Raw genomic sequence first — 22,890 nt, forward strand, 5'->3', positions numbered from 1 at the left:
ATTATCCTTAATATAAAGTTTCTTATTTAATTTATGCTTGAGCAAATATTTTTTATTACCATTATAAAAATAAGGCTAGGAAAATATTATTCCACAGCCTTACCAATTTCTTCTTCTTCAATTTTAATAATATTATCCCAATTAATACACATATGAAAAAGACTCACAACATCTTGTTCATTATAGGATAGTATTTTTTCTTTCTTTTCTTTTGGCATTCTATTCATATAATCATCATCTTTTATAATTTTGCAAATAGTCTTTGCTAAATTAGAACCGCTAATTAGCTCACTATCTCTATTTATACCAAATTCCTTTTCAAGATTCTTAAGACCTATAGAACTTTTTTTAATTTTTTCATATTCTTTTTGCAGATCTATTCCAATATATTTTTCCTGTAAATCAATATTAATTTTATTTTGTTTAAACAGATAATTTATCATAGTGTAATCATTATTACCTGAAAAAGTAATTAAATATTTTTTGTTGTAAATTTCCTGCATAGCATTAAAATATTTTTCTGCCAGCAGTAATATTTCCTTTGCTTCTTTTTTATTTTCAATCATATATTGAGTTACAATTAGAGTTTTATCATCTTCATTATAAAAGGCACAGCCAAAAACACCTATACAAATTGGTTTCTTATAAACATAATGTTCTAAGTCAAAAAATAACGCATCTTTATAAATATCTTTATTGTTTTCATATGCTAAAGAAAATTCATCACTGAATTTAGAAGCTTCAATTACTTTTTTTCTAGTTATCACTAATATCACTCTTTCTTAACAAATGTGAATCATATCTGATGTTAATCTGTATACTACATCTTTTCTTTCTACTGCAATTAATGCCTTTTTACTAATTTCTTCTGAATCCTGAACCTTCTTTATTAGCTCTCTAGTTGGATTAACACAAACAGGATAAGCTACCATTTCAAACATGGAAAAATCACCTGAGGTATCCCCATAAGCAAAACTTTGACTTAAATCTAAATTGTATTTCTCTGTAAAGTAATTAATGGACTCTTTTTTACTTTTACTATCCCACATTGGAATTACACTACCAGTATATTTATCTTCACTATCCATTTCATATACTGCACCCTTAAAGTCATCAAAGCCGTGCTTTAGTGCCATTTCTTTCACTAGTTCTATTGGGCTTCCTGAGATTGTGATTAAAATATGTCCCTGCTGCTTATGCCATTTAATTCTGTCTCTAGTAAAAGTATATACTCTATCTCCCTTTTGGCTTACAACTTTTTTAGCTATAAATTCCACCTGAGACTTATGAAGTCCTTTAATTGCTTCTATATAAATATCAGCCATTTTAAGAAGGTAATTATCATAGTTTCCCTGTCTCTTATCCCATCTTTGATATTCTGGTCTAACCTCATTTACCCATCTTTCTGGGCCAATTATTTCATACTTAACTAATTTCTTAAAGATTTCTGCTATAAGTCCTTCTCTATAAAGTGTGCCGTCAATATCAAAAAATGCTCCAACATTTTTATCCATACCTTCCTCCACCTAAACCTTTATTATTATAATATTACATTTACAATTATAATGCTATATTTTTATAAAAAGAATAGACACTTAAAATAAATCAGAAGTGTCATCTGGCTTATTTTAGGTGCCTAAGCTCTATTATTTATATTAGAAAGCTGGAATTATGCTGCCTTTATATTTATCTTCAATAAATTTTTTAACTTCAGGAGAATTTAAAGCCTCAGAAAGTGCTTTGATGTATGGTTTATCTTTGTCTTGCTTTCTCACTGCTAAAACATTTGCATAAGGTGAACTTTTATCTTCTAATACTAAAGCATCCTTAGTTGGATTCAGCTTTGCTTCTAATGCATAATTTGTATTAATAACTGCAGCATCTACATCATCTAAAGTTCTTGGCAGCTGAGCAGCTTCAAGTTCTTTAATTTTATACTTATTAGGATTCTCTGTAATATCTATTGCAGTAACTAGGTCGCCGCTCTTTAATTTAAAAAGGCCTGCACTTTCTAACACCCTTAAAGCTCTAGCCTCATTTGTAGGATCGTTAGGAACAGCAATTGTAGCACCTGCCTTTAAGTCCTTTATGCTTTTAACCTTCCTTGAATAAACTCCCATAGGCTCAATATGGACCTTTACAGTATAGTCAAGATTAAGTTTCTTATCTTCATTCATCTTTGTTAAATAAGGAATATGTTGAAAGAAGTTTGCATCTATTTCTCCATCATTAAGAGCTATATTTGGTTCAACATAATCTGTAAACTCTTTTATATTCAAGGTATAACCCTTTTTTTCTAATATTGGTTTTATAACTTGAAGAATTTCTTCATGAGGTACAGGAGTTGCCCCTACTGTTATTACTTTTTTATCATCCTTTGGAGCAGTTGCAGCTGCATCTTTTTTTGCATTACATCCTGCTAATCCAACTAATAAAACTGCACTTAATATTAAACTTATTGTCTTTTTCATATATAAAACCCCCTTATTAATGAATAATTTTAATGACTTAATTTTTTATAGGCATAATTTCCTAAGCTCTGCAATAACTGAACTATTATCATCAGTATTATAACAGTGTAAATCATTATGTCTGTTTTAAACCTTTGATATCCATACCTTACAGCAATATCTCCAAGACCTCCAGCTCCAATGGTTCCTGCCATTGCTGAATAGCCTATAACACTTATTACCGTAAGAGTTATACCTAGCACAATTGAAGGTAGAGCCTCCTTCAGCATCACCTTAAAAATTATTTGTGAAGTACTTGCTCCAAAAGCTTTTGCTGCTTCTATTATTCCAGAATCCACTTCCTTAAATGCCGATTCTATAACTCTAGCTGCAAATGGAGCGGCTCCAACAGTAAGCGGTACAATGGCTGCATTTTTACCAATAGTGGTACCAACTACAAACTTAGTAAAAGGAAAAATAGCTATCATAAGTATTATAAAAGGAAAAGATCGTAATAGATTGATTATAAAATCTAATACCTTATTGATTATGGTGTTAGGCCTTAAGCCTTTTTCATCAGTTATGACAATAATTATGGCGGGAAAGAAGCCAATAATAACAGCAAAAACAGTTGATAAAATAACCATATATAAAGTGTCCCATACCCCAGGCAGCAGTATTTGTAAAAATAAATCACTAATGTTCATTGTAAACAACCTCCCAGCTTATTCCTTTCTTTTCTAGAAATTTTAAAATCTTCTCTTTGTCTTGCTCATGTACATTAACTACTAGGCTTCCCAGCACGTTCTCTCTAAATTTTTCTAATTTGCCCCAAACAATTGAAAAATCAATATCTAGCTCTCTTGCCATAGAAGTTATAATACTTTGCTGACTCAAATCTTTAGGAAAGAAAATTTTTATATTAACACCTTCTGCTGGAAGTATTTCTTCTTCTCCCATTAAATCCTTTAGTTCCTTAGTTGGCCTTAAAAATAATTCCTCCACACCGCCTATTCCCTTTATTTCACCTCCTTCCATAAGTGCAACCTTTTCACATACCTCTTTAATTACTTCCATTTGATGAGTAACTATAACTATTGTTATATTAAGCTTTTTATTTATATCTCTTAAAAGCTCAAGAATGGATTTTGTTGTCCTTGGATCTAGCGCTGAAGTAGCTTCATCGCATAAAAGTATTTTAGGCTGCAGTGCTAATGCCCTGGCAATAGCAACCCTTTGCTTTTGACCTCCACTTAATTCCTTTGGATAGCTAAATGCTTTTTCTTCTATACCCACCATTTTCAATAATTCATTTACTCTTTTTTTTATATCCTCTTTTTTGTATCCCCACATTTGAAGTGGTAGTGCTATGTTTTCATAAACATTTCTTCTATTTAAAAGATTAAAGTTTTGAAAAATCATTCCTAATTCTTTTCTAAATATTCTAAGCTTTTTAACAGATAATTTTCCTACTTCTTTATCCATTATGTTAATGCTGCCAGAATCATATTTTTCTAGACCATTTAAACATCTTAGTAGTGTTGATTTACCTGCACCACTGTGGCCAACTATACCGAATATATCACCTTCTTCAATTTTTAAACTAATGTTATTAAGAACTTTAACCTTTGAAAAGCTCTTTGAAACTTCACTTATCTCTATCATACGACTCTCCTATCCCTATAATTAATAAATAATCTCAGTAGTTATTGATTATTATTCTAAACTGATATAAAAAAATAAAACCCGAGGAAACCTCGGGTTTTAATAAACCTGTCTGTTTCGCTCATCTATCAGTATTCAAAAGAATACTGCAGGAATTGGCACCATTGTATTATAAATAATACCGGTTGCCGGGCTTCATAGGGCCAGTCCCTCCACCTCTCTAGATAAGTCCATATTAAGTTTTTCCACTTTAGCAATTTAACATTTTACAATGTCAAATCATTCATTTATTGTTTATATTATAGTACCTTTAAAATTGAAAGTCAATAGCCATTTGCAACTTTTAAAAATAATTTATGCAGTTTTTATATTTCTATTAATTTTTGCCTCAAATTGCTTTGTATCATCTTTATCCATAGCTTCTACACCGGAGAGTCTATAAGAGATGCCTAACTTTTCATACTTCGTTACACCTAGTGTATGGTACGGCAGCAATTCTACTTTTTCTACATTATTAATTTCTTTAATGATTTCCTGCAATTTTTTCATATGTTCCTCAGAATCAGTAATGCCTGGCACAACTACATGTCTAATCCATATCTTAACATCAGTCTTTTCTAAAGCTGCAAGAAATTGATTAAGTCCTTGCTTACTTCTTCCAGTAAGATTTTTATAGCCTATATCATCTACATGCTTTATATCAAGTAAAACTAAATCAGTGTATTTCAATATTTCTTCATATTCTCCAAAGCCATAACCAGCTGTATCTAAGGTGGTATGAATATTATTTTCCTTGCAGAGCTTTAGCATTTCTAGTAAAAATTCAGGCTGAAGAAGAGGATCTCCTCCTGAAAAGGTAACTCCACCACCAGATCTTTCAAAGTAAGGCTTATAGCGAAGTATCTTTTTCATTAGTTCTTCTGGTGTCATTTCAGTTCCACCATCTCTTGCCCATGTGTCAGGATTATGGCAATAAGCGCATCTAAGCTTACAGCCTTGTAGAAAAACTACAGTTCTAACTCCAGGACCATCCACCAAACCCATACTTTCTATTGAGTGTACTCTACCTTTAATCATGGAATCCCCTCCTTCAAATTTTTACAAAGTATAATTTACTTACATTTTTTCATGGAATGTTCTGCTTATAACTTCCTTTTGCTGAGCTTTTGTTAATCTATTAAAGTTAACTGCGTATCCAGAAACTCTTATTGTTAATGTTGGATACTTTTCTGGGTGTTCCATTGCATCCATTAATGTTTCTCTATTTAATACATTTACGTTTAAGTGGTGAGCATTTTGTCCAAAGTATCCGTCCATAACTGCTACTAGGTTATTGATTCTGGATTCTGAATCCTTTCCTAATGCGTCTGGAAGTATAGAGAAGGTATTGGATACCCCGTCCTGGCAGCATGAATATGGAACCTTAGCTACTGAATTAAGTGATGCAAGAGCTCCTTCTAAATCTCTGCCATGCATTGGGTTAGCTCCTGGTGCAAATGCTTCTCCGGCTTTTCTTCCATCAGGTGTGGAACCTGTCTTCTTACCGTAAACAACGTTTGAAGTTATAGTTAAAACTGATAATGTATGCTGAGCATCTCTATAAAGCGGGTGTTTCTTAAGTTCATTTGAGAATCTTTCAGCTAATGCTACAGCAATACTATCAACTCTGTCATCGTCATTTCCGTATTTAGGGAATTCTCCTTCAACTTCAAAGTCAACAGTTATTCCATTTTCTCTAATAGGCTTAACTTTTGCGTATTTTATAGCACTTAAGGAATCTGCTGCAACTGAGAATCCTGCTATACCAAATGCCATTAGTCTTCCAACCTTTGTATCATGTAATGCCATTTGTGATGCTTCATAAGCATATTTATCATGCATGAAGTGAATTATATTCATTGCATCAACGTAAACTTTGCTTACATATTCTAATACTTTGAAGTAGTTAGCTAATACCTTATCATAATCTAATACTTCATCTGTTATTGGTTCAATTCCTGGAACAACAACAATACCTTTCTTTTCATCTACTCCACCATTGATTGCTAGAAGTAATGATTTAGCTAGGTTGCATCTCGCTCCGAAGAATTGCATCTGCTTTCCAACTTTCATTGCAGATACACAGCAAGCAATTGCATAGTCATCTCCATAGATAGGTCTCATAACGTCATCATTTTCATATTGAATTGAGTCAGTTAATATAGACATATCAGCACAGAATTTCTTAAAGTTCTCTGGTAAGTTTTGTGACCAAAGTACTGTCATGTTTGGTTCAGGAGCTGTTCCTAGGTTGATTAGTGTGTGTAAATATCTGTATGAGTTCTTAGTTACTAATGGTCTTCCATCTTCACCAACACCACCGATTGATTCAGTAACCCAAGTAGGATCTCCAGCAAATAGATCGTTGTATTCTGGTGTTCTTAAATGTCTAGCAAGTCTTAATTTGATTATAAATTGATCAATAATTTCTTGTGCTTCTGCTTCAGTTATTAAACCTGCTTGTAAATCTCTATCAATGTATATATCTAAGAATGTACTTGTTCTTCCAAGTGACATTGCAGCACCGTTATTTTCTTTTATTGCTGCAAGATATCCAAAGTATACTGCTTGTACTGCTTCCTTTGCATTAGTAGCTGGCTGTGATATATCAACTCCATAAGAAGCTGCCATGTTCTTTATTTTTCCTAAGGCTCTTATTTGCTCATTAAGTTCTTCTCTTAATCTTACTAATTCATCAAGCATATCGCCTTTAAGATTCTTTAGATCTTTTTTCTTTTCTTCAATTAAGAAATCCATACCATATAGAGCTATTCTTCTATAGTCGCCTATTATTCTTCCTCTACCATAAGCATCTGGAAGACCAGTAAGAACAGCAGCTGATCTGGCAGCTCTTATTTCTTCTGTATAAGCATCAAATACTCCTTGATTATGAGTCTTTCTATATTTTGTAAATATTTCGTGCATTTCATTACTAATCTTGTATCCATAGGATTCAAGGGATTGTTCTGCCATTCTAATTCCGCCCCATGGATTTGTAATTCTCTTTAAAGGAGCATCTGTTTGCAGTCCAACTATAACTTCATTTTCTCTATCAATATATCCTGGTGCAAAGGCATCTATACCTGATACATTTTCAGTATCAACATCTAGGATTCCTTTTTTTGTTTCTTCTAATATAAGTTTGCTGCATTCATCCCAAATCTTCTTTGTTTTATCTGTAATTCCAGCCAAGAAATTTTTATCACCATCATAAACTGTATAATTTTGTTGAATGAAATTTCTGACATCTATTTCATTCATCCAATTTCCTTCAATAAAACCTTCCCATTGTTTAAACATAAACTTCACTCCTTACTTTCTCTTTTTACATTCACTATTATATAGTATATTTCTATCTGTATCAATAGTAAATTTATCTGTTTTTAAGCCATTTTTTCTATTTAAACTATAACAGTTTAATTTTCTGTATCATTCTCTTCGTTTTTCTATGCTAATTGATAATAATTACTTATTAATTTTATTTATGACATACCAAATTAAATTAAATTCACAGTTTAGTTTAAATCTTGTAAATTTTTAAACAATTATAATATTATTTATAGTTTTAAAAATCCAACTTCTGCAAAACAATACTTTTTAATTGACTAATCGAACAAAACTATTGACAGTAATAATACAGCATGTTATTATTTATTTGAGAATGATTTTCAGTATGAGGTGGTAATAATGAGCATTTACGATTTAAGACCTGGCGAGAAAGCTTATGTAAGCAATATTATTGGTGACGAGAAACTAGCAAAAAGATTACTTGCATTAGGAGCAATTGAAGGGACTGAAGTATTAGTAAAGGCTGCAGCTCCTCTAGGGGATCCCATATTAATAAATTTCAGAGGGTTTGACTTAGCTATTAGAAAAAAGGATGCAAGAAACATTGTAATAACTAGCATAAAATAAAGGAGGCTGACCTATGAAAATTGCTGCATTACTCGGAAACCCAAATGTAGGTAAAACCACTCTATTTAATTTTCTAACTGGTTCAAATCAACATGTAGGAAATTGGGCTGGTGTTACAGTAGAAAAGAAAGAGGGTTATTTAGAGAAGGACATTAAGATTGTAGACTTACCCGGAATATACGCAATGGACACCTACTCAAATGAAGAAAAGGTTTCTAAGGAATTTTTGCAAAATGGAAATGTAGATTTAATCATAAACATAGTTGATGCCTCTAGTTTAAATAGAAACTTATATCTTACAATGCAGCTTAAAGAATTTAACATACCTATTGTTTTAGTATTAAATATGCTTGATGCTGCTGAAGCTAAAGGAATTGATATTGATTTTGATAAACTTGCAAAAGGACTCGGTGTTACAATTATACCAATTATAGCTTCTAAAGGAAAAGGCATAAATAAGTTGAAGGAACTTCTAAAAAGTTCTGATTTTTTAAGTCTTCCTATTGATAATAATTATCAATTTCAAAACGAAAAAGAAACCTATACTTATATAGAAAATGTATTAAGGGACTGTATTAGATATAGGAAAAGTGGAGAGCTTACTACAACTGAAAAAATCGATAAAGTATTAATAAATAAATATTTAGCTTATCCTATTTTAGCAATTATTTTATTTTTTATATTTCAAGTTACATTTACTTGGGCTGGAAAGCCTCTAGCTGATTTTTTGCAAACCTTATTAAATAACTATTTTGTTCCAGCAGTGGAAACTCTCTTAAAGGGCAGCAGCGGCTGGTTTAAATCATTAATTATTGATGGAATAATAGGCGGTGTAGGTTCAGTAATAGTGTTTCTGCCTGTTATTATGATACTATTCTTTTGTATTTCCTTTTTAGAAGACAGCGGTTACATGGCAAGAGTAGCTTTTATTATGGATAGAATAATAAGAAAAATGGGGCTTTCAGGCAAGGCATTTATACCTCTCATTATAGGCTTTGGTTGTTCCGTGCCAGGAGTTATGTCTGCTAGAACACTTGAAAGCGAAAAAGATAGAAAGCTAGCAGCACTACTTGTACCGCTAATGTCTTGTAACGCAAGATTGCCAGTTTACTTGGTTTTTGCTGCAGCCTTCTTTAAAGGTCGTGAATCCCTGGTGGTTGCATCTCTTTATGCGCTAGGGGTCATAATAGCCTTTATAATAGGTATATTATTTAAAAATACTATCTTCAAAAAAGATGATGAGCCATTTATTATAGAGCTTCCTGAATACAAGCTTCCCGAAGCAAAAGGCTTAATAATGCATACATGGGAAAAAGGTAAAGGCTTCTTAAAGAAAGCCGGAACAATTATTTTTTCCATATCTATTATTGTATGGCTTTTGTCCAATTTTAATTTTAATGGATTTACAGATATCAACAATAGCTTCTTATCTTATATAGGTAAGGCCGTAAGTCCTCTATTTATACCTTTAGGCTTTGCCTCATGGCAAAATTCCGTGGCATTAATTGCAGGTATTATGGCAAAAGAAGTTGTTGTAGGTACCATGGGTGTAATATATGGTAATAACTTATCTTCAGTTCTACCAACTGTGTTTACACCACTTTCAGCTTACAGCTTCTTAGTTTTTGTTTTACTTTATACACCATGTATATCTTTAATTGCAACTATGAAAAAGGAATACGGCGGTAAAATGGCAGCATTTTCTGTAACTTACCAGCTGGTATTAGCTTGGATAGTATCTTTTCTTGTTTATAATCTCGGGAATATTATTGTTAAATTAATATAATTTGATTTAATAAATTCGAGTAAGAAGCAAAAATATAAATTGCTAAAGAAATAATATAAAGGGAGTGTGATCTTATGACAGTTGAAATAATTTTTACAGTACTAATAATAGCTATTGCAGTTTCCATTTTCTATAAAAACTTAAAAAAGAGCACCTCAGGAGAATGTAACTGCGGCAGCTGTTCAAAGAGCTGTCCAAAATATATGATGCATAAAGAAAAAAAGTAGGATTCCCTACTTTTTTTCTTTTAATAGCTGCTGCTTACCATATTGCTTATTTCACTGCTATTTATATTACCTTTTAAAATGGCATCTATTATTTTAGAAGCTGCTTTTTTTGACACTCTTTCTACTTCAAAAGATACTTCAATATTATTCTTTTTAATCAAGCTTTTTAAAAACTTTAGCTGTTTCTCAGTTATGCTGTCTTCTCTAATTATAGAGCTGCTATTTTCAACTTTATAAATAATTTTAAAGATTAAAGGTAAATTTAATACATCTTCATAATTGTGCAGCATTATAATATCTTTTAACTCGTCTTCTTTAGTTTCTAAATATTTATAATATAGTTCAACACTCATTCCGCCATCTATTTGATCTTCCCTGTTAACCCCTAAATATTTTTCAACCGTTTTAAGGTTGCACCTTTCCATACCTAATTGTTTATAATAAGGTCTAATTATTCTATATAAGTCTATATGTTCAATTGGAAGACTGCAGTGAATATTATTTTTTTCCATTCTCTTAGCTATGAAGGGCTCATCAAAAGCGACCCCATTATAGGAACACCATCTATTAAACTTAACTATATCCTTAGCGAAGGCATATAAAATTTCTACTTCATCAATAAGTTCTTCAGCGAAATATTGTTTAATACTAAATTGACCTTTTTCATTATAATATCCTAATGATATAAGTATTATATAGTCCTTATCCTTTTCAAAACCTGTTGTTTCAATATCAAAATATGCAATATTATGCATATTATATTTTTCAATGATATCTGCTTCAATTTTTATTTTATCTGTGTACTCTCTAATATACATTACTTCCTCCAATTACTTTCTTAAGCTACAAAAAGATTATATACTAAAATAGTACTTTTTTAAATAGGAAACTCCATAGAGTTATTAGTTTTACTCTATGGAGCTTATATTACATCTTTTCTACTACATCAAGTCCGATTAACCATAAACCGTTTTTAATTACTTGGCAGGTAGCTTCAACTAAATTTAATCTTGCTTTCTTAAGTCCGGCATCCTCTGCATTTAAAATGCTGTGAGAATTATAAAATTTATTAAAGGCTTTTGCAATTTCAATAACATGTCTTGTTATAATTGATGGCTCAAGTTTATCAATTGCGAGTAGAATAGCATCCTGGAATCTTGATATCTCCTTAGCTAATTCAAATTCTTCAGCAGAAGTCATTTTACTGTAGTCTGCCTCAGCAGTAATATCTACAGCTTTTCTCATAATACTCCTGCCCCTAGCATAGGTATATTGTACATAAGGACCAGTTTCACCTTCGAAGTTAAGCATTTCCTTCCAATCAAATATGATGTCCTTCTCCTTGTTGTTCTTTAAATAGGTAAATATGATAGAACCTATACCTATTTTCTTGGCAACTTCTTCTTTGTTTTCTAAATTTGGATTTTTCTCATTTATAACCTCAAGGGCCTTTACAACTGACTCATTAAGTAATTCTTCTAAGTATATTGCATTTCCGCTTCTAGTAGAAAATTTACCTTCTGAGAACTTTACAAGTCCGAAGCCAACATGTTTACAATCATCTGCCCAATCATGTCCCATTAACTTAATAGTTGTAAACACCTGCTTAAAATGCAGGGCCTGTGAGTTTCCTACTACATAGATATTTTTATAAAAGTCATAGGTTTTCTTCCTGTACATGGCTGCAGCTAAATCTCTAGTAGCATATATAGTAGCTCCATCAGATTTTTTAATAATACAAGGCGGCATGTTGTACTTATCCAGCATTACTACCTTGGCACCATTGCTTTCTACTAATAAGCCCTTTTCCTGCAACTCATCTACAACAGCATCCATTTTGTCACTGTAAAAGCTTTCACCAGCATAGGAGTCAAAATGAACATTTAGCATTTCATATACTCTATTAAATTCTTTTAAACTAAGCTCTTTAAATTCATTCCATAAAGTAACTTCTTCTACGCAGCCATCTTCAAGATTTTTAAAATGCTTTCTAGCTACATCTTCTAGAGAAGGATCCTTTTCAGCTTCCTCATAGAACTTAACATAAAGTCTTTCTAGTTCACGAATAGCATTAGTATGAAGTGCTTCTTCATCTACCCATCTATGATAAGCTGTTATTAGCCTTCCATATTGAGTTCCCCAATCTCCTAGATGATTTATTCCAATGGAATTATAGCCTTCAAAATTCAGAATTCTATATAAGGAATTTCCTATAACAGTAGTACTAAGGTGACCTATATGAAAATTCTTTGCTATATTAGGAGAAGAATATTCAACAATTACATTTTTTCCTTCCCCAATTTTTGAAGAGCCGTAATCTTCATTTTCTTTAAGCGCCTCTCCAATTGTTTGCTTTACAAAGGCAGCTTTATCCATAAAGAAATTTAAGTAAGGTCCCTGGCTCTCTATCTTTTCAAAACCATCTTTGTCTATCTTATTTTTAAGTTCCTCTGCAATCATATGAGGAGCTTTTCTCATAGTTTTTGAAAGCTGAAAACATGGAAAAGCATAATCCCCCATTTCAGGTCTTGGAGGAAGCTCTATTAATTTTTCTATTGTACTTAGGTCTAAATCAACCTGCTCTTTTATTTTCTCTGCTACTAATTTTTTGTAGTCCATAAAATCCTCTCCATTCTTATTTTTGTATGTAAAAAAACCCGTCTCTAAAAATATAGAGACGGGTATGACATTTCCGTGGTACCACTCTAGTTGATATAAATAACTTATATCCACTCGAAATCTTAACGCAATTAGCGGCTTGCCCTACACATAAATTAAACTTCAGGCAGCTTCTTAGAGGCTCTCTTCCTTTTTCATATTCTGCAAAGCTTCCACCAATGCCCTGCTCTCTTTAAGAAATCTAAAAAAGTACTTTTCTCATCATAGAATTTAATTATAAATATTTACACTACATTATACTATTTTAATTTATTGCTGTCAATATACATTTCTCAATCTCCTATAAAAAACCTTTAATTGATATTATTTTCCGAAACGATTCTTTTCCATTTAAAATTTTGATTTGATTGATTTTTGCAATTATTCATATTGACACTTGCATTTTTCTCTGATAGTATAAAGTCTATGGATAATCTATTCCTTATTTTGAAAGGGGCTGTTTAAAATGAAAAAAAACTTATCAATGGTTATTTTATCAATAGTTACGCTATCCTTACTAGGTGGTTGTGGACAGGCTACCTCTACTGTAAATAGTAATTCCACAAAGACTGCCAAAAAGTATATTATCGCCACCGATGCAACTTATGCACCCTTTGAATTTCAGAAAGATGGAAAATACACAGGTATAGATATTGATTTGTTGGCTGCTATTTCCAAATTAGAAGGTTTTAATTACGAATTATCTGCAATGGATTTTAAGGGTATCATACCCGCTCTTCAAGCAAATCAAATAGATGGGGCTATTGCAGGAATGAGTATTACTGAGGAAAGGAAAAAAGCTTTAGATTTTTCGGATGCATATTTTGAATCTGGATTATCGGCTGTTATAAAAGCAGGAAATTCTCAAATAAAAACCCTGGAGGATTTAAAAGGAAAAACCTTCTCTGTAAAAAAAGGTACCGCAGGTGCAAAATATGCTGAAGATAATACAAATAAGTTTAGTGCTGTTATAAAATATTTTAATGATACTCCTTCTATGTTTCAAGAAGTTAAAAATGGCAATGCAGATGTATGTTTTGAGGATTACCCTGTGGTTGCTTATATGATTTCCTCTGATCCAAATTCAGGTTTAGCTCTATTAGAGAAAGTAACAAAAAGTGATTATGGCTTTGCAGTAAAGAAAGGTGAAAATAAAGAATTATTATCAAAGTTTAATGATGGTCTAAAAAAGCTTAAAGCAAGCGGTGAATACGATAAAATTGTGGCTAAGTATATTAAAAAATAATTTCATGGGTTTTAAGGAGCTGATACAACTTGGATTTAATATTACTTTTAAAAGATAGTCTACCCAGTTTATTTTCAGGCTTAGCAGTAACATTAAAGATTACTGCCACATCAATTTGTTTAGCAACTACATTAGGTTTATTATTTGGTCTTATGTCAATTAGTACCTCTAAAATATTAAGACTTATTGCAACTATTTATATTGATATAATAAGGGGTACTCCCCTTATTGTTCAAGCCTTCTTTATATATTTTGGCCTTCCAAGCGCCTTTGCCTTAAAAATGTCTGCTATTACTGCCGGAATTGTTACCATCGGAGCAAATGCAGGAGCATATATGTCAGAAATTTTTAGAGGAGGAATATTAGCTGTAGATAAAGGTCAGTTTGAAGCCTCCAGAAGCCTTGGTTTATCCTACAGGCAGGCTATGCAAAAGGTTATTCTTCCACAGGCTATAAGAAATATGATACCAGCAATCATAAATCAATTTATAATCTCTTTAAAAGATACCTCTCTTTTAACTGTAATTGGAATAAGAGAACTAACTCAAAGCGGTGAAATTATAGTTGCCTCTACCTATAAGGCCTTTCAAATTTGGACAATAGTTGGTGCCTTTTATCTCATTATTATTACAATAATAAGTTATACTTCAAGATATATAGAAAGGAAGGTTAGAATATGAGTATTATTGAAGTTAAAGATGTAAAGAAAAATTTTGCTGGAGTAGAAGTTTTAAAAGGTATTAATTTTCATGTTGAACAAAGCGAAGTACTATGTTTAATAGGCCCATCTGGTTCAGGAAAAAGCACTATGCTTAGATGCTTAAACAGATTGGAAGAACTTGATGGTGGAAATGTTATAGTTAAGAATCAGGATTTATATGATAAGAAGCTAAATGCAAATAAGTTAAGAGAAAAATTAGGCATGGTATTTCAAGCCTTTAATTTATTTCCCCATCTTACCGTTTTAGAAAATATTACTCTTGCCCCTATTACTTTAAGAAAATTCAACAAAAAAACCGCTGAAGAAAAGGCACTTAAGCTATTAGAAAAAGTAGGTTTAAAGGATAAAGCTAAGGAATTCCCAAATAAATTATCAGGAGGGCAAAAGCAAAGGGTAGCTATAGCTAGGGCTTTAGCAATGGAACCCCAAATTATGTTATTTGATGAACCTACCTCAGCTTTAGACCCTGAGATGGTTGGTGAAGTACTGCAAGTTATGAAGGATTTAGCTGCTGAAGGCATGACTATGGTTGTTGTTACCCATGAAATTGGCTTTGCAAAAGAAGTTAGTGATAGGGTAATTTTTATGGATGACGGTTATATAGTAGAAGAAGGAAAACCAATAGAAATATTTAATTCACCTAAAAGTGAAAGAACAAGAGACTTTTTAAGTAAGGTTCTTTAACCAAACTTAAAGTCTCTTATTTACTTGTTTTAAATTTGCTTTATATTATAATATTCGTAACCAACATTTAAAAGTTTATTTATGCGCACTCTTTAAAATATTAAGTACTTCCATTAAGCGCATCCCTAAGCCCATTCTCATCATTTATAGGTATACCGCAGGTAAAATTCTGACAGATATATACTGTTGATTTATTTCCAAGCATTTGTTTATCATTTAAGGATTTAAATTTTTCTAATGTGTTTTCATTTTTATTATTTAATATTAATGTAGATAAAGGTAAATATTTTTCATTAATAATTTCCATATACTTTTGCGTATCAGGGTCTTTTTTATCTCCAGCTATAACAATTTCCTTTGTATCTTTAAAGTTAAAGATACAAGCTATTAGAGCTAATGAATAGTTGCTTGGATTATTCGAGATAGTTCCTGCAAAAGTGTCAAATACCTTTTGTGCTTCTTCTTCTAATGTGCTGTCCCCAGTAATTCTTGCTAGCCTTATAAGATTATAAGCTGCTGCAGAATTTCCAGATGGTAGTGCACCATCATATATTTCCTTTGGTCTTATAATTAATTCCTCTGAATCAGCTCCGTATAAGTAGAATCCACCCTTCTCATCAGAAAATAGTATTAACATTTCACTATTGAGCTCTAGTGCCTTACTTAAATATTCAGTTTCAAATGTACTTTCATATAGCTCAATTAGTCCCCAAATCAAAAATGCATAATCCTCTAAATACCCTAGATGTGCTGCCTCTCCATCTCTATATCTAGCCAGAAGCCGACTATCTTCTCTTACTAAATTTTTAAATATAAATTTAACTGCACTTCTGGCAGCATCAATATAGTTATTATTTTTTAAAACCCTGCCTCCATATGAAAGTGCAGCAATCATTAGTCCATTCCAGGAAGTAAGAATTTTATCATCTTTATGGGGATGAATCCTCTTTTCTCTTTCTTCAAACAATTTGGCTCTTAGATTTTCAAGTTTACTTTTTAATATTTTATCATCTTCAATTTCATGTAAATCCATTGAAATCAAATTAGGTATGTTTTTCTTTTCAAAATTGCCATCTAAGGTAATATCATAATACTTGCAAAAAAGACTTCCATCCTCGTCCCCTAAAATATTAATTACTTCTTTATAATCCCACAGATAAAACTTCCCTTCAATGCCCTCTGAATCTGCATCCTCTGCAGAAAAAAATCCACCTTCAGGTGAAGTCATATCTCTTAATATATAGGTAAATATTTTATCTGCTGCTTCTTTATAAAATTCCTTTTTTGTAGCATGAAAAGCCTCTGTATAACCCAAAGCAAGAAGCGCATTATCATAAAGCATCTTTTCAAAATGTGGTACTAGCCATTTTCTGTCAACTGAGTATCTTGAAAAGCCAAAGCCAATATGGTCAAATATGCCACCCTTATACATACTTTCTAAGGTTTTCTCAACTATTTCTAGTGACTCTTTATCACTAAAGCTGTAGTTGTATCTAAGTAAAAATAAAAGATTATGAGGAATCGGAAACTTTGGTGAATTTCCAAAACCACCAAATGTAGGATCAAAATTATTTCTTTGCTCTTTATAGCCCTTCTTTAGGGTATCTTCGCTAAGCTTTTCTTTATTACTTATATATTCTGATTTAGAAACAGCATCAACTATAGTTTTACTGGAGTTAATTAAATCCTCTTTTCTAGTTCTCCACGCCTCTTCTACAGAATATAATACATCCATAAGTCCTGGGCGTCCGTACTTACTTATTTTAGGAAAGTATGTACCAGCATAAAAAGGTTTTTTATCTGAAGTCATAAGAATTGTCATAGGCCAGCCGCCGCTTCCAGTTAAAGCCTGACATACTGACATATATATACTGTCGATGTCAGGTCTTTCTTCCTTATCTACTTTTATTGAAATAAAATATTTGTTCAGAACTTCTGCAACTTCATCATCCTCAAAGGATTCCCTTTCCATTACGTGGCACCAATGACAAGTAGAATAACCTATGGAAAGAAATATTGGTTTATCTTCTGAAACCGCCCTAGAAAACGCTTCTGCTCCCCATGGATACCAATCTACTGGGTTATGGGCATGTTGAAGTAAGTATGGTGATTTCTCATTAATCAATTTATTTGTTGTTTTATGTTTATTTTCAGTTACCAACTTATCACATCCTCTTAATAGATTTCCTTATAGTTTGTGATTAAAAAATAACTTTAATACAAAAGTAATGTAGCAAAAAGAACCAGCTTGCTTGTCATTCTAAACATATATGGCAATAGGTATAACAATAAGCCCTGGTCCATTTACCTTCGTAGTAAATTCATCTGGCACCAATATCCCATTAATATTCAGTACCTCTAAGTAAGGGGCTAAAGATTCCAGGAATCTATTATAGTAATCGCTTGTAGCCGTTTTTCTTAGTAAATCAAAATAATTATTTTCATCTACAATTCTTGAAACCTTTCCCAGAACCCTTAATTCTGAATGTGCTAAATCATATACGTAAGCATTTTTATTTGAAAAATCATTTAAATCTACAGTTAATACTATATTAGAAGAATTTGTATTAAGAACTATATCTTCTATCATGCCACGATTCCTAACATCTCTACTTTCTTCAAATCCGCCAAACATTAATGCTGTCAAGTCCAATACCAAATCTTGATTTACATAAATTGGTATACCATTAACCATACATTACTCCTTTTAATTGCTATAATACATAGTATTAACAGCATAGTGCTGAGGTTAACTAAATTTCCTTTTTAAAACTAGAAGCTGGGTTCATGTCTGAACCCAGCTTCTTTTCAGTAAAGGCTTTATTAAAGATTTTTATGCACGACTAGAGCTGAATGCCTTTTATTTATTACATCACCAGATTGTATACATTGATCTTCCCAAGCTCTATACCTTCTACCCTGACATCTACCAGCGCCTTAAAGGTATCAAGAGATGTGATTACCTGAATATTTCTCTCTACCGCTGCTCTTCTTATATGAAAGCCGTCCCGTGTGGAGTCATTTACCTTCGTGGGGGTGTTTACTACCAGATCAACTTCCCTATTCTTTATTACATCCATTATATTAGGATGCTCCTCTCTGAGCTTTCTTACCTCATTAGCTTCTATGCCATTATCATTTAAAAACCTTGAAGTATTTTTTGTTGCCAAAAATTTATATCCTGCATCATATATCTTCCTAGCAATTGGCAAAAACTCTTCCTTATCATGGTCATTTATGGTTGCCAGTATGACCCCTTTCTTATTATCAATGCACATGCCTGCTGCGGCAAAACCCTTGTACAACGACTCCTCCAGGGTTTTCCCGACTCCCAGCACCTCGCCTGTGGAGCGCATCTCTGGCCCTAAGGATACTTCCACATTGGGAAGTTTTTGAGTTGAGAATACCGGCACCTTTATGGAGATTAGCTCAGGTTCTTTATATATATCAATGCCATAGCCTATATTAACCAGTTTTTCGCCCAGCATAACCCTTGTTGCTATTTCAACTATTGGCACTCCGCTTACTTTGCTTATATATGGCACAGTCCGGGAAGCCCTAGGATTTACTTCTATTATATACAGCTCGTTATCATGTTCAACAAATTGTATATTTATCATTCCCTTAATTCCAATATCCAGGGCAATGGCTTTGGTATACTTCAATATTTTTGATTTTATCTCAGGGTTTATGTTTTGACTGGGGTACATGGTTATGCTGTCCCCTGAATGAATCCCTGCCCTGTCAAGATGCTCCATAATTCCAGGTATAAGCACGTTTCCCCCATCTGAAATAGCATCAACTTCGATTTCCCTTCCCATCAGGTATTTGTCAACTAGTATCGGATTCTTGCTGTCATTCTCAAAGGCATTCTCAAGATAATGCCTCAGCTCCCTTTCATCGTATGTTATCTCCATCCCCTGTCCTCCGAGTACATAGGACGGTCTTACAAGCACAGGATAACCAAGTTCGTAAGCCCCGGTTATTCCTTCCTCAATATTCCAAATAGCTTTCCCTTTTGGCCTTGGAATATTGAGTTTCTCCAGGAGGGCATCAAATTTTTCCCTGTCTTCTGCCATATCTATCTGGTCAGCGGTTGTACCCAATGTAGGTATATTCTTTGACTTCAGGAAATTTGCCAGCTTTATGGCTGTCTGACCACCAAACTGGAGGATAACCCCCTTAGGTTTCTCCTTTTCCACAACGTTTAACACATTCTCTTCGGTAAGGGGTTCAAAATACAGTTTATCAGATATGTCAAAATCGGTGCTTACTGTTTCGGGATTATTGTTGACTATTATGGTTTCTATATCCAGCCTTCTTAGTGCCTTGACACAGTGAACGGATGCATAGTCAAACTCAATTCCTTGTCCGATTCTTATGGGGCCCGAGCCTATTACAAGTACCTTTTTTCTATCAGAAACCTCAACCTCATCATAAGTTTCATATGTGGAATAATAGTATGGGGAAAATGCTTCAAACTCCCCTCCACAGGTGTCCACCATTTTATAGGAAGGCTGTACCCCCCATATATTTCTAAGATTGTATATATCATCTGGGCTGATACCAAGTAAGTCTGCTATCCCCTTATCGGAAAAGCCTTTTCTTTTTAACATGAGCAGTTTCTCCTTGCTGATATCGCCTATCTTGCTGCTACCCAGCTTTGTCTCCTCATCGACTATCCACTTAAGCTTTTCTATAAAGAATCTGTCCACCCCGGTGATTTCTGCTACCCGTTCCGTCTTATATCCTCTTCTTATTATCTCAGCCAGTGCATAAATCCTTTCATCATCGGGAGTCATAACCCTGACCTTTAACTCGTCCATACTTAATAGTTTGAACTTTTCATCCACCAGGGAATTCCTTTTAACCTCCAAGGAATGTATTGCCTTTAAAAATGCAGCCTCAAAATTGCTGCCGATCGACATTACCTCCCCTGTGGCCATCATCTTTGTACCCAGCTTCCTGTCCCCATCACGGAATTTATCAAAGGGCCACTTGGGTATTTTGACCACCACATAGTCCAGTGAAGGTTCAAAACATGCATATGTTTTTTGTGTAACTGTATTTTTTATTTCATCCAACCCATATCCCAGCGCTATTTTGGCCGCCACCTTGGCTATAGGGTAACCTGTTGCCTTAGATGCCAGTGCCGATGAACGGCTGACTCTGGGATTTATTTCTATGACAGCATATTGAAATGAATATGGATTTAGAGCAAACTGGACATTACAGCCGCCTTCTATTCCAATGGCATTTATGATGTCTATGGATGCGCTCCTAAGCATCTGGTATTCCTTGTCCGAAAGAGTTTGGCTGGGCGCCACTACTATGCTATCCCCGGTGTGTATACCTACTGGGTCGATGTTTTCCATATTACATACTGTGATACAGCTGCTATAAGCGTCCCTCATTACCTCATACTCTATTTCCTTCCAGCCCTTAACACTCTTTTCCACCAGAGCTTGAGCAATGGAGCTTAGCTGCAACCCTGAGGATAAAATCTCCTGGAGCTCATCCTCATTACCGGCTATCCCGCCACCGGTCCCTCCCAGGGTATATGCGGGCCTCACTATGACAGGGTAGCCTATTTTTTCTGCAAAAGCCTTTCCCTCTTCAATACTGGTGACTATTTCGCTTTCTATGCAGGGCTGACCAATCTTCTTCATTTCCTCTCTGAAAAGTTCCCTGTCTTCGCCTTTTTTTATGGATTCAATAGGGGTGCCTATCACTTTTATACCATATTTTTTGAGTATGCCGTTATCATAAAGCTCCACCGCCATATTGAGCCCAGTCTGGCCGCCCATGCCTGCAAGAAGGCTGTCTGGCCTTTCTTTTATAATTACCTTTTCAATAAAATCTACAGTCAAAGGTTCCATATATACCTTATTGGCAACTTCACTATCTGTCATTATGGTGGCAGGATTGCTGTTTACCAATACAACCTCTATGCCTTCTTCCCTCAGTGCCTGGCAGGCCTGGGTCCCGGAGTAATCAAATTCCGCTGCTTGTCCTATTATTATAGGGCCAGAACCTATAACCAGAACTTTTTTTATATCTTTATTAAGCGCCATATGATGTACCTCCTGCATATTCTAAAAATCTATCAAATATATAGCCGCTGTCCTTAGGACCCGGACATGCTTCAGGGTGGAACTGAACTGAGAATATAGGTAAGCTTTTATGCCTCATCCCCTCAATGGTACCGTCATTTACATTTACATGGGTTATTTTCATGTCATTAGGCAGTACATTAACATAATATCCATGGTTTTGGGATGTTATATGAACTCTGTTCTCCTCAATATCCTTGACAGGATGGTTACAGCCCCTATGTCCAAACTTGAGTTTAGCGGTCTTCCCCCCTAGTGCCAAGGCTAGCAGTTGATGCCCCAGGCATATTCCTACTATGGGCTTTTTCCCTATAAGTTTTCTTATATTTTCTATTGCTGTTGTTAAATCCTCCGGGTCTCCAGGCCCGTTGGACAAAAATATCATGTCGGGGTCTTCCATCAGAATGTCTTCATACCCAGTATCTGCCGGAAAGACTGTGACAGAACAATTTCTATTCAGGAATGAGTTTATAATGTTTTGCTTTATCCCAAAATCAATGATGGCTATGTGTTTTTCCCCGTTTCCTATAGAGTACTTTTCTTTAACAGTAACATTTTCTATGGCATCCTTATTTGAAAAAGCCTCCAGCTTATATTTAATTTCCTCAGAGGGCATATCAAAGGTTGTGATTATTCCCTTCATGGTACCGTTGTTTCTTAACACCTTGGTCAGTGCCCTTGTGTCTATTCCTTCTAGACCGGTTACCCTATTTTGCTTCAAATAGTCTTCAAGTTCCAGTTCTGATCTAAAATTGCTGGACCTTAAGCAGTTCTCCCTCACTATGAATCCCTTCACTTTTGTGAACCTGGATTCCATGTCGTCAAGATTTATCCCATAGTTTCCTATGAGAGGGTAAGTCATGGTGACTATCTGACCATAATAAGAGGGGTCAGTCAGCACTTCCTGGTACCCTGTCATTCCTGTATTGAAAACGACCTCTCCCACACTTTCTCCCATATATCCAAACATATTTCCTTCAAATGTAATTCCATTTTCTAAAACAAGTTTTGCTTTCATAAATTGTCCTTTCTGGTCTCACAGGACCAACTTAAAGTAATCTGGCTTCATTTTTTTATTGCCCTGCTTCTGGTTTACATAGGCTGCTTCTGATATCAAGTCTCCAATACCCTTGTCCATTTTTCAATTTCTGCATATTTTATATTATTTTTATCATGTATTTCCTATTAACATTTAAATTCCTCCTTTTAGACCCTCAGGCCTATCATTAAAGGTATGATTATCATGAATTATTTAAGTAATTTTATTCTGATAATAAATAATGCCTTCCTGACATCAGGAAGGCATAGGAGTACGTTAAATACCAGTATTTTCTATCCTTTCCAGTCTCGCAGGGCTGGTTTTAAAGAAATTTTCATTATAATACC

19 protein-coding genes, 1 riboswitch and 1 other annotated feature are annotated in these 22,890 nt (G+C 33.8%); of the genes, 6 read left to right on the top strand and 13 right to left on the bottom strand.

Annotated features, from left to right (window positions below; translation table 11 throughout):
• Positions 1 to 86: 86 nt before the first annotated feature.
• The 7 genes from ACJDUH_RS17460 to pflB form a co-directional block, all read right to left on the bottom strand.
• Positions 87 to 767 (bottom strand): ribonuclease H-like domain-containing protein, encoded by a 681-nt coding sequence (locus ACJDUH_RS17460; protein ID WP_406766489.1) that lies wholly within the window; start codon positions 765 to 767, stop codon positions 87 to 89.
• A 15-nt stretch (positions 768 to 782) separates the two neighbouring features.
• On the bottom strand, positions 783 to 1,514 hold the full coding sequence (locus tag ACJDUH_RS17465) for an HAD-IB family hydrolase (RefSeq protein WP_406766490.1): 732 nt from the start codon (positions 1,512 to 1,514) through the stop codon (positions 783 to 785).
• 141 nt (positions 1,515 to 1,655) lie between these two features.
• Positions 1,656 to 2,471 carry a MetQ/NlpA family ABC transporter substrate-binding protein gene (locus ACJDUH_RS17470; RefSeq protein WP_406766491.1) on the bottom strand — a complete coding sequence of 272 codons (816 nt, stop codon included), beginning with the start codon at positions 2,469 to 2,471 and terminating at the stop codon, positions 1,656 to 1,658.
• Between the two features lie 29 nt (positions 2,472 to 2,500).
• Complete coding sequence (locus ACJDUH_RS17475; RefSeq protein WP_406766492.1) at positions 2,501 to 3,157, bottom strand: methionine ABC transporter permease; 657 nt, start codon at positions 3,155 to 3,157, stop codon at positions 2,501 to 2,503.
• Positions 3,147 to 4,115 (bottom strand): methionine ABC transporter ATP-binding protein, encoded by a 969-nt coding sequence (locus tag ACJDUH_RS17480; protein ID WP_406766493.1) that lies wholly within the window; start codon positions 4,113 to 4,115, stop codon positions 3,147 to 3,149. The genes ACJDUH_RS17475 and ACJDUH_RS17480 overlap by 11 nt, the downstream gene beginning before the upstream one ends.
• Positions 4,116 to 4,233: 118 nt before the next feature.
• A riboswitch (SAM riboswitch) is annotated at positions 4,234 to 4,346 on the bottom strand.
• 123 nt (positions 4,347 to 4,469) lie between these two features.
• Positions 4,470 to 5,192: a pyruvate formate-lyase-activating protein gene (pflA, locus tag ACJDUH_RS17485; protein WP_406766494.1), complete on the bottom strand. Its 723-nt coding sequence runs from the start codon at positions 5,190 to 5,192 to the stop codon at positions 4,470 to 4,472.
• A gap of 39 nt (positions 5,193 to 5,231) precedes the next feature.
• On the bottom strand, positions 5,232 to 7,454 hold the full coding sequence (gene pflB / locus ACJDUH_RS17490; RefSeq protein ID WP_406766495.1) for a formate C-acetyltransferase: 2,223 nt from the start codon (positions 7,452 to 7,454) through the stop codon (positions 5,232 to 5,234).
• Between the two features lie 387 nt (positions 7,455 to 7,841).
• Between pflB and ACJDUH_RS17495 the strand changes: the two genes are divergently transcribed.
• The 3 genes from ACJDUH_RS17495 to ACJDUH_RS17505 all read left to right on the top strand — a co-directional run bounded on the left by ACJDUH_RS17495 (position 7,842) and on the right by ACJDUH_RS17505 (position 10,082).
• Positions 7,842 to 8,069 carry a FeoA family protein gene (locus tag ACJDUH_RS17495; protein ID WP_406766496.1) on the top strand — a complete coding sequence of 76 codons (228 nt, stop codon included), beginning with the start codon at positions 7,842 to 7,844 and terminating at the stop codon, positions 8,067 to 8,069.
• A 13-nt stretch (positions 8,070 to 8,082) separates the two neighbouring features.
• Complete coding sequence (gene feoB / locus ACJDUH_RS17500) at positions 8,083 to 9,855, top strand: ferrous iron transport protein B (protein ID WP_406766497.1); 1,773 nt, start codon at positions 8,083 to 8,085, stop codon at positions 9,853 to 9,855.
• A gap of 74 nt (positions 9,856 to 9,929) precedes the next feature.
• Positions 9,930 to 10,082: a FeoB-associated Cys-rich membrane protein gene (locus ACJDUH_RS17505; RefSeq protein WP_406766498.1), complete on the top strand. Its 153-nt coding sequence runs from the start codon at positions 9,930 to 9,932 to the stop codon at positions 10,080 to 10,082.
• Between the two features lie 20 nt (positions 10,083 to 10,102).
• Here the strand turns inward: ACJDUH_RS17505 and ACJDUH_RS17510 are convergent, their stop codons facing one another.
• Together ACJDUH_RS17510 and argS are read right to left on the bottom strand one after the other, a co-directional pair.
• The gene (locus ACJDUH_RS17510; RefSeq protein WP_406766499.1) at positions 10,103 to 10,900 is read right to left on the bottom strand and encodes a ribonuclease H-like domain-containing protein; all 798 of its coding nucleotides are present in this window, start codon (positions 10,898 to 10,900) and stop codon (positions 10,103 to 10,105) included.
• Positions 10,901 to 11,009: 109 nt separating this feature from the next.
• On the bottom strand, positions 11,010 to 12,701 hold the full coding sequence (argS, locus tag ACJDUH_RS17515) for an arginine--tRNA ligase (protein WP_406766500.1): 1,692 nt from the start codon (positions 12,699 to 12,701) through the stop codon (positions 11,010 to 11,012).
• A gap of 51 nt (positions 12,702 to 12,752) precedes the next feature.
• Positions 12,753 to 12,975 (bottom strand) — a binding site (T-box leader).
• A 231-nt stretch (positions 12,976 to 13,206) separates the two neighbouring features.
• On the opposite strand from argS, the gene ACJDUH_RS17520 reads away from it, so the two are divergent.
• From ACJDUH_RS17520 to ACJDUH_RS17530, 3 genes are read left to right on the top strand one after another with little or no spacing between them, the layout of a single operon-like run.
• Complete coding sequence (locus ACJDUH_RS17520; protein WP_406766501.1) at positions 13,207 to 13,986, top strand: transporter substrate-binding domain-containing protein; 780 nt, start codon at positions 13,207 to 13,209, stop codon at positions 13,984 to 13,986.
• 29 nt (positions 13,987 to 14,015) lie between these two features.
• Positions 14,016 to 14,666, top strand: coding sequence for an amino acid ABC transporter permease (locus tag ACJDUH_RS17525; protein ID WP_406766502.1), 651 nt, complete (start codon positions 14,016 to 14,018; stop codon positions 14,664 to 14,666).
• A 2-nt stretch (positions 14,667 to 14,668) separates the two neighbouring features.
• On the top strand, positions 14,669 to 15,391 hold the full coding sequence (locus tag ACJDUH_RS17530; RefSeq protein ID WP_406766539.1) for an amino acid ABC transporter ATP-binding protein: 723 nt from the start codon (positions 14,669 to 14,671) through the stop codon (positions 15,389 to 15,391).
• Between the two features lie 100 nt (positions 15,392 to 15,491).
• Here ACJDUH_RS17530 and ACJDUH_RS17535 read toward each other — a convergent pair whose 3' ends face one another.
• The 4 genes from ACJDUH_RS17535 to ACJDUH_RS17550 all read right to left on the bottom strand — a co-directional run bounded on the left by ACJDUH_RS17535 (position 15,492) and on the right by ACJDUH_RS17550 (position 22,522).
• Complete coding sequence (locus tag ACJDUH_RS17535) at positions 15,492 to 17,552, bottom strand: thioredoxin domain-containing protein (RefSeq protein WP_406766503.1); 2,061 nt, start codon at positions 17,550 to 17,552, stop codon at positions 15,492 to 15,494.
• Positions 17,553 to 17,651: 99 nt separating this feature from the next.
• Positions 17,652 to 18,086 carry a DUF6414 family protein gene (locus ACJDUH_RS17540; RefSeq protein WP_406766504.1) on the bottom strand — a complete coding sequence of 145 codons (435 nt, stop codon included), beginning with the start codon at positions 18,084 to 18,086 and terminating at the stop codon, positions 17,652 to 17,654.
• Between the two features lie 172 nt (positions 18,087 to 18,258).
• Complete coding sequence (gene carB, locus ACJDUH_RS17545; RefSeq protein ID WP_406766505.1) at positions 18,259 to 21,465, bottom strand: carbamoyl-phosphate synthase large subunit; 3,207 nt, start codon at positions 21,463 to 21,465, stop codon at positions 18,259 to 18,261.
• Positions 21,455 to 22,522 (bottom strand): carbamoyl phosphate synthase small subunit, encoded by a 1,068-nt coding sequence (locus ACJDUH_RS17550; RefSeq protein WP_406766506.1) that lies wholly within the window; start codon positions 22,520 to 22,522, stop codon positions 21,455 to 21,457. Before ACJDUH_RS17550 ends, carB begins: the two co-directional genes overlap by 11 nt.
• Positions 22,523 to 22,890 lie beyond the last annotated feature (368 nt).

It is taken from the genome of Candidatus Clostridium radicumherbarum (assembly GCF_045310525.1).
In the GTDB taxonomy this organism is placed as follows: domain Bacteria; phylum Bacillota; class Clostridia; order Clostridiales; family Clostridiaceae; genus Clostridium_AT; species Clostridium_AT radicumherbarum.

Coding starts and splice junctions, on each gene's coding strand:
- ACJDUH_RS17465 (WP_406766490.1), bottom strand. CDS start 1,514: ATGGATAAAAATGTTGGAGCATTTTTTGATATTGACGGCACACTTTAT.
- ACJDUH_RS17470 (WP_406766491.1), bottom strand. CDS start 2,471: ATGAAAAAGACAATAAGTTTAATATTAAGTGCAGTTTTATTAGTTGGA.
- ACJDUH_RS17475 (WP_406766492.1), bottom strand. CDS start 3,157: ATGAACATTAGTGATTTATTTTTACAAATACTGCTGCCTGGGGTATGG.
- ACJDUH_RS17480 (WP_406766493.1), bottom strand. CDS start 4,115: ATGATAGAGATAAGTGAAGTTTCAAAGAGCTTTTCAAAGGTTAAAGTT.
- pflA (WP_406766494.1), bottom strand. CDS start 5,192: ATGATTAAAGGTAGAGTACACTCAATAGAAAGTATGGGTTTGGTGGAT.
- pflB (WP_406766495.1), bottom strand. CDS start 7,454: ATGTTTAAACAATGGGAAGGTTTTATTGAAGGAAATTGGATGAATGAA.
- ACJDUH_RS17495 (WP_406766496.1), top strand. CDS start 7,842: ATGAGCATTTACGATTTAAGACCTGGCGAGAAAGCTTATGTAAGCAAT.
- feoB (WP_406766497.1), top strand. CDS start 8,083: ATGAAAATTGCTGCATTACTCGGAAACCCAAATGTAGGTAAAACCACT.
- ACJDUH_RS17505 (WP_406766498.1), top strand. CDS start 9,930: ATGACAGTTGAAATAATTTTTACAGTACTAATAATAGCTATTGCAGTT.
- ACJDUH_RS17510 (WP_406766499.1), bottom strand. CDS start 10,900: ATGTATATTAGAGAGTACACAGATAAAATAAAAATTGAAGCAGATATC.
- argS (WP_406766500.1), bottom strand. CDS start 12,701: ATGGACTACAAAAAATTAGTAGCAGAGAAAATAAAAGAGCAGGTTGAT.
- ACJDUH_RS17520 (WP_406766501.1), top strand. CDS start 13,207: ATGAAAAAAAACTTATCAATGGTTATTTTATCAATAGTTACGCTATCC.
- ACJDUH_RS17540 (WP_406766504.1), bottom strand. CDS start 18,086: ATGGTTAATGGTATACCAATTTATGTAAATCAAGATTTGGTATTGGAC.
- carB (WP_406766505.1), bottom strand. CDS start 21,465: ATGGCGCTTAATAAAGATATAAAAAAAGTTCTGGTTATAGGTTCTGGC.
- ACJDUH_RS17550 (WP_406766506.1), bottom strand. CDS start 22,522: ATGAAAGCAAAACTTGTTTTAGAAAATGGAATTACATTTGAAGGAAAT.